6 protein-coding genes are annotated in these 7,208 nt (G+C 69.6%); 4 read left to right on the plus strand and 2 right to left on the minus strand.

The annotated features are described in order from the left end of the window. On the plus strand, positions 1 to 975 hold a 975-nt coding region (locus tag IEZ00_RS26055; RefSeq protein WP_229796099.1), incomplete at its 5' end, for an IS3 family transposase. 687 nt (positions 976 to 1,662) lie between these two features. Here IEZ00_RS26055 and IEZ00_RS26060 read toward each other — a convergent pair. After that, positions 1,663 to 3,537: a restriction endonuclease gene (locus IEZ00_RS26060; protein WP_189225975.1), complete on the minus strand. Its 1,875-nt coding sequence runs from the start codon at positions 3,535 to 3,537 to the stop codon at positions 1,663 to 1,665. 156 nt (positions 3,538 to 3,693) lie between these two features. On the opposite strand from IEZ00_RS26060, the gene IEZ00_RS26065 reads away from it, so the two are divergent. From IEZ00_RS26065 to IEZ00_RS26075, 3 genes are read left to right on the plus strand one after another with little or no spacing between them, the layout of a single operon-like run. Next, positions 3,694 to 4,770, plus strand: a complete 1,077-nt coding sequence (locus IEZ00_RS26065; RefSeq protein WP_189225976.1) for an integrase core domain-containing protein — start codon at positions 3,694 to 3,696, stop codon at positions 4,768 to 4,770. Between the two features lie 54 nt (positions 4,771 to 4,824). Continuing rightward, positions 4,825 to 5,730 (plus strand): hypothetical protein, encoded by a 906-nt coding sequence (locus tag IEZ00_RS26070; RefSeq protein WP_189225977.1) that lies wholly within the window; start codon positions 4,825 to 4,827, stop codon positions 5,728 to 5,730. Next, positions 5,727 to 6,698: a phosphotransferase enzyme family protein gene (locus IEZ00_RS26075; RefSeq protein WP_189225978.1), complete on the plus strand. Its 972-nt coding sequence runs from the start codon at positions 5,727 to 5,729 to the stop codon at positions 6,696 to 6,698. Before IEZ00_RS26070 ends, IEZ00_RS26075 begins: the two co-directional genes overlap by 4 nt. Positions 6,699 to 6,742: 44 nt before the next feature. On the opposite strand, the gene IEZ00_RS37855 is transcribed toward IEZ00_RS26075, so the two are convergent. After that, positions 6,743 to 7,208 (minus strand): pentapeptide repeat-containing protein (locus tag IEZ00_RS37855; protein ID WP_189225979.1); only part of this gene is annotated, 466 nt, incomplete at its 5' end.

Here is a 7,208-nt window from a genome sequence, read left to right on the forward strand (position 1 = left end):
GGTTCGGCTGCGGCGGGAGAACCGCCGACTGACCGAGGACGTGGAGATCCTCAAGCGTGCCACGGCTTTCTTCGCGAACGAGACCCGGTGAACCTCTACCCGTTCATCGAGGCGGAGAAGTCGAGCGGCGGCAACGTCACACGGGCGTGCGCGCTGCTTCAGGTCTCCCGAGCCGCCTACTACGCCCACCGCACCGCCACGCCCTCCGCCCGCCGACGGCAGGACACGGACCTGGCCGAACAGGTCGCCGCCATCCACGACGAATCGAAGGGGACCTACGGGGCACCCAGGGTGCACGCCGAACTGCGCGCCCGTGGCCTGCGGCATTCCCGCAAACGCGTCGCCCGACTGTTGCGCGAGGCGGGCCGCGCCGGTCGTGCCCCGAAACGGTGGCGCACCACCACCGTCCCCGACCCCGCCGCAACCGTCCCACCGGACCTGATCCGACGCGACTTCTCCTGCGCCGCAACGGATGTCGACACCCGCTGGTGCGGCGACATCACCTACGTCCACACCTGGGAAGGGTGGCTCCACCTGGCCACCGTCATCGACATCGCCTCACGCCGCGTGGTCGGCTGGGCCACCGCGGACCACCTGCGCACCGACCTGGTCGCCCAGGCCCTGGACAACGCCGTACGACACCGCCGCCCCGAACCCGGGGTGATCTTCCACGCCGACAGGGGCTGTCAATACACCTCCGCCCGTTTCGGCGCGCTCGCCGAGGACCTGGACGTGCGGCTGTCGGTCGGCCGCAAGGGCCAGTGCTGGGACAACGCCGTATCCGAGTCGTTCTTCGCCACCATCAAGACCGAACTGCTCCACCGACAGCCCTGGCCGACCAGGACCATGGCGCACAAGGCGATCTTCGAATACATCGAGGGCTGGTTCAACACCCGCCGCCTGCACTCCAGCCTCGGCTACCTCAGCCCCGCCGCCTACGAGGCAACCCGCCACCAGCTGGAACAGGTAGCCTGACCACACCTCATCGACCCTGTCCGTCAAAACGGGTCAACCCCACCCGAAACAGGTTTAGCGGCACCTAGAACGGCTCTGTTGAGCGTAGTTCGGCGCAGGCGGAACCCGTTGCGGCACAACGAATTCTCCTCCTCCTGCTCCTCCTTGTCGACTCCCTTGACAAGGATCAAGTGGTCCTCGGTGGAGCGCGGCGACGACGCGGGTGTGCGTCAGAGTCCCGTGTGCGGCACATACGGCACTCACTCAGCCCTACGGCCCTGTGTTCTGCCGCTCACGTCCACGTGGCGCTTCCTTCAAGCGGCTCACAGGAAGACATTTCATTACGCGCAGGTTCGTTCTCCTGGGCAGGGCTACACGCAGACGGTTCCGGACTTGACCAGCGGTTTCCAGCGGCATGTTGGTGATCGAGGGCAACTTTCAGGTCGACGCCCCCGGTGGTGACGGTTGATGGCCCGATCGCGTCCGACTCGACGGTGGTGGCCAGGGAGTACAGCGCCGCAGTTCGATCCGTCACAATGATCATGGGAACGCTCGTCGGGCTGCGCGAGGCGCTGATGTTGTACCGGGAGCTGGACGACCCCTCCGAGGAAGCCACTGTGCTGCACCACCTCGGTGACGTGCCCGCGGCATGCGGGTAGTTGGGGAAGCGCGGGAGCAGTGGGCTCGGGCGCTTGAGCTGTACGAGGTTCAGGGACGTACGAGCGAGGCGGAAGCGGTGCGCCGCAACCTTCGAAAACGACGCAGGTCCAGCACCGTCCAGGTGAGGAAAGCCAGGAACGGCACGGTGAAGACGAGCAGTCCGGCAATCGTCTGGCCGATGCCAGGCCACCCGCCGGTCGCCGCGATGATGATCGCCACGATCTCGAACAGACCCAGCACGGACGTCACCAGCCATAGGACGACGCGACCGAACCACTTCGAGGTGGTCGCCGCCTGCCCTTTGAGCGTCGACGTGCGCAGCTCGGTCAGGGTCAACGCGCCGCGCAGTACCGCGCGCTTGCCGACCGCCTCGCGCAACCACTGCTGGCGGAACTGCGCGTCGTACGGCACAGCCTGTCGTCGAACCGCGCTGTGCCAGGCCTCGCGCATACCGTTGCCGAATCCGGCGACGTAGGCGGGCGACGGAGCGAAGTGCGCTTCCGCGGTGCGGTCGGGCGCGGCGAGTGAGCCGAGTTTGCGCGCCACCTGCGGCAGCCACGGCAGGAGTTCGGTGCCCGCGGGTGCCTCGCGGGTGACGAGCTGCCGCCAGGTCTCTCGGAAGGGTTCCAGCCACCGCGCGATGTCGAAGTGCACCGTGGCCGCCGCGTCCAGTGCGAACAACGGAAGATCACCCGCGATCGACTGGCCGTCGCGATACCCCTGCTGTTCCTCGATCGCGCGCGAATCCTGGGGTGCGGCCGGCGCCGGCAGCGGCATCACGAGTTGTGCCACCGGAACGGGGGCTGCTTCCGCCGGGCGTGGCGCAGGAACCTGTTTCACCTCGTGCAGCCACGCCTTGGTGGCGGTGACGCGCACGACCGTGATCCGGTCGCCGCTGTCCTGAACCGCGAGATACAGGGACTTCGCCTTGTTCCCCGCGGCCACGCCGACGATCACACCATCGACGTGCGCAAGGTCCACGCTGCGCCCCGTGCCGAGGTCCGCGACGCGCAGGGTGGTGTCGTCGACGTGGGCGACTTCGTTGGGGGACAACGCGACCGGTGCGGTCGCGACGAGGTCGGCCGGCTGGACGGGTCGGAGCTGCCCGTTGCGGTAGAGGCCGGTGCCAACCCCGCGTTGCACGAGGATCGCGTCGCCCTGCTCGACGGCACGCCCGTGGCAGCCGTGCACAGGCACCGCCCAGGACACCGCTCGGCTGGTGAAATCGACCTTCAGCACGCCGTCGTCGGTAGTGAGCAGCATCGAGTCCGTCCCGGTCAGGGTGAGGCCCGCAGTCCGCGACCGGACGCCGCCGAGTACGACCTCGGTGCGCACGTGGTCGGCCAAGGGAGCGCAGACCGAGACGGCGGCAGGCGGGAAGCTCAGCTGTGGCACCGGGACGTCGTTGCGCAGCAGGGTGCCGAGCAGGGTGTAGGCCTGCCCCTGGTACGACGCGACGTCGGTGAGGAGGTCGATCATCTCCGTCGGTGGCACGAGGCCAAACAGCATCGCCTCCCAGTGCTCCTGGTCGAGCAGCAGCACGTCCAGCTGGCGGCCCTTGTCGACCCCGGTGAGTGCGCCGGGGGTGTAGCCGGACATGGAGAGAAACACGCCTGTCACGTTCCGCATGCGCTGGTCCAGGCGGCGCTGGAGCTTGGCGATGGGGTCGATCGGGGTCCGCTTGTCCACCCACTTGGCCTCCAGGATGAACCGCTGGTTGCCGACGCCGAAGGTCACGTCGATCTCACCGGCGTCGCCCTGCTGGTCCGGCTTGGCGGTGAGCCCGAAGCAGGTGAACAGGTCGGCGATCAGGCCGTTAAACTGCTGGCCCCGCCGTTGGGGTGTCATGTGGGGGCGGTCGCGGAGCTCGAGGTACGCATCTATCACTTCGCGCCATTTGACCGGGTCCCGCAGCACTCCCATGCCCATCTCATCGCTACATACGGTTACATCTGTTACCGCAGGGGACAACCGCGGATCGCACCCGGCTCATCGCCCTGTGGGGTGCCAAAACTCTGCACTGAGGCACTGAGCTGCGGTGATCGCGTAGAAGTAGCTGTAGGAGCATGATCGTGGGGCGTGGCGCTACGACTGCTGTACCTGATCTTCGCCCGGCACATCGGCCAGCTGATTCTGCTCGGCCGATCGACGGCGGCCAAGGACGTGGAGCTGCTGGTACTGCGGCACGAGGTCGCCGTACTGCGCCGGACCAACCCCCGCCCGCGGTTGGACTGGGCCGACCGCGCGGTGCTCGCCGCGTTGATCCGACACCTACCCGACTGGTTACGGCAACACCGGTTGGTGACACCGGGGACCATCCTGCGGTGGCACCGACGTCTGGTCGCGCGGAAGTGGACCTACCCCAACCGCACCGGCCGACCGCCGATCGACGACACCGTCGCGGCGCTGATCGAACGGATGTCACAGGAGAACGCCGGGTGGGGCTACCGCCGAATCCAAGGCGAGCTACTCAAGCTCGGCCACCGCGTAGCCGCCTCAACCGTGCGCCGCGTGCTCAAGCGCCTGCGGGTACCGCCTGCACCCCAGCGTGACACCGACACCTCCTGGCGACAGTTCCTTCGCGCCCAGGCGGCCGGCCTGTTGGCCTGTGACTTCTTCCACGTCGACTGCGCCGTCACCCTCAAGCGCGTGTACGTGTTCTTCGTGATGGAAGTCGCCACCCGCTACGTCCACATCCTCGGCACCACCACCAACCCCGACGGGACATGGACCACGCAACAAGCACGCAACCTGCTCATGGATCTCGACGGCCGAGCCGACAGCTTCCGGTTCCTCATTCGCGACCGGGCCAGCCAGTTCACCGCCTCGTTCGACGCGGTCTTCTCCGGCGCGGGCATCCAGGTCGTGAAGATCCCACCACGGTCTCCACGAGCCAACGCCCACGCCGAACGATTCGTCGGCACCATCAGACGCGAGGCGACCGACCGACTGCTCATCCTCAACGAACACCACCTGCGAGCGGTACTCGACCGCTACGTATGCCACTACAACCACCGCCGACCCCACCAAGCACTGCAACTCGCGCCACCACGACCAGACCAGCCGATCGCTGAACCGGGCCGCACCTCGACCTCGATACGCCGCCGAGCAGTCCTCGGTGGCCTCATCAACGAGTACGAACCCACAGCCGCCTAACCGCAGCTCAGTCCCGTACGGCCGACTTCTGGCACCCCACAGGCCGGTGACTTCGTGCACCGGCCGGCCACCGTGTGGTTCCGGCCCCTGGCCGGCCTGTGGCAGCAGATGCGCTCGGTGCTGGAGGCGGGCACCCATCCCCGCCAGACCAAGGACCTGTACCTGCTGGGCGGTATGACCAGCGTGGTGCTCGCGCACGGCTGTCACGTCGTGGGCAGCCGCGACCAGGGGCTGGTGCTCGCCCGGACCGCCGAGACGCTGGCCTCGGCGATCGGGCATCCCGAGCTGCAGGCGTGGGCGCTGGGCACCAGGGCGCTGATCATCGACTCGCTGGAGCAGAAATCGCCCATCGACGCGCGGCCGCTGGACCTGGTGGAGCAGGCCCTGGCGTTGGCAGGCCGGTCGTCGGGAACCGCCCTGGTGCGCCTGCGGACCTATCAGGCCCGGTTCGCCGCGCACGCCGGTGCCGTCGAGGTCGCCCGGCAGGCCCAGGCCAGGGCCATGCAGGTGCGCGATGCCGTGGGAGCCGGTGGCAGTGATCTCGACGCGGTCGGGGGCATCCTGCACTTCGAGCCCGCCAAGCAGTCCGCTCTCGACGCGGGCATCCATATCCTGTGCCGCGCCCCCCGGCTCGCCGAGCGCGCCGCCACCGCGGCGATCACGGCCTACGAAAACGGCCCCGAGCACGAACGATCCCGTGGGGATCTGGCCATCGCCCAGCTGGACCTGGCCACCGCCCAGGCCGCCTGCGGCCGGGTCGACGCCGCGGTGGACTCGGTCAGACCGGTGCTGGCCCTGGACGAGGCGGACCTGATCGCACCGCTGGTCCCGTCGCTGAGACGACTGGCCGCTCAGCTGGGCCACCCTCGACTGCGGGGACGCTGCGCGGTGGAGTTGCGCGACGAGATCGCCGAGCACAGCGGTGTCCGGGCGCTGCCCGCGGGCACAATCCCTGTGTGAGCGACCACGGTGTGACCGACCACGATCCCGCGCGGCCCGGACCCGGCTCGGGCCGTCGGTGCGCACCCCCGGCCCCGGACCGGGTCGCCTCCCCCGACCACGACGAGGTCGTCCGCGCCGCGTGCGCCGCGGCCGACTTGGACGCCACCGGCGCGCACGTGGTCCACGACTACGCCACCACCGTGGCCGTGCTGCCCGTCGAGCACGCCGTGGCCCGCATCGCCGTCGGCGACCAGCTGGCGGCCGCGCGCACCGTGCTCGCGGTGACCCGCTGGCTGGCCGAGCGGGGATACCCGCTGGCGCTGCCCCTGGCCGGGACCGACGCCGTGCTGGTGTCCGGGCGCACGGTGACGTTCTGGCGCTACTACCTCCAGCTCGACCACCCGCCGCTGGACTCGGCCGTGCTGGGCGAGCTGGTGCGCCGGCTGCACCAGGTGCGGGAGTGCCCGATCCGGCTGCCCCGCTGGCGTGCCCTGGACTCGTTGGAACGCGGGGTCGCCGACCCGCAGACCTCCAGCGTGCTCTCCGCCGAGGACCGGACATGGCTGCTGCAGCGCATCCCGCGGCTGCGCGACGAACTCGACGCCATCACCTGGCCACTGGGCACCGGGCTCATCCACGGCGACGCCTGGGCGGGCAACCTGCTGTGGGATCCCGCCTCCTCGACCGCCCTGCTGGGCGACTGGGACTCCGTGGCATGGGGTCCCCGCGAGGTCGACCTGGCACCCTCCTGGCACGCGGCACGGCGCTACCGCAGCGAACCCGACTGGGCGCTGCGCTTCGCCGACCGCTACGGCTACGACCTGGCCATCTCACCCGGATTCGGGTTGCTGATGCAGATGCGCGACCTGGTCCAGATCAGCGGCCCGCTGCGCCACGCCCGGCACTCGCCCGAACACGCCCGCGCCCTGCGACAGCGCCTCGACGGCTCCCGCGCCGGCGACAGCGGACGCTGGCACCAGTTCTGAGACGCCATCCCGGTACCCGTTCCCCTGGCGCGTCCCAGCGGCTGTCACCACCACTGACCTCGGGTGTCCTGGTCGATCGTGACGTTGGTGATGTCGGTCTGTTCGTCATGGCGCGCGTCCCTGAGGTCCGCGCCGTTGAGATTCGCGCGCCGAAGGTCCGCGCCGCCGAGGTCCGCCCTGTGGAGGTTCGCGCCGTGAAGACCTGCGCCGTCGAGGACCGCGAAGCTGAGATGCGCCCTGTGGAGGTCCGCCCTGTAGAAGTCCGCCCTGTAGAGGTTCGCGCCGTTGAGGATCGTGCCGCGGAGGAGTGCGCCGCTGAAGTCCGCGCGGTGGAGGTCCGCGCCGCGGAGGAGTGCGCCGCCGAGGTCCGCGCGGTGGAGATCCGCGCCGGCCAGGCAGGTGCCGTGCAGGTCGATGCGGGCCGCCCGGTCGTGGGTGCTGTCGCGTCGGCCCAGGACGGTGAGCGCGGCTTGGATGTCGGGGGCGACGGCTTGCCGGGGGCAGGCGTCG

Source organism: Saccharothrix coeruleofusca, from assembly GCF_014648515.1.
Lineage (GTDB): Bacteria > Actinomycetota > Actinomycetes > Mycobacteriales > Pseudonocardiaceae > Actinosynnema > Actinosynnema coeruleofuscum.

Bases quoted from the DNA above. Each gene is read 5' to 3' on its own strand.
- IEZ00_RS26060 (WP_189225975.1), bottom strand. From the start codon at position 3,537: ATGGGAGTGCTGCGGGACCCGGTCAAATGGCGCGAAGTGATAGATGCG.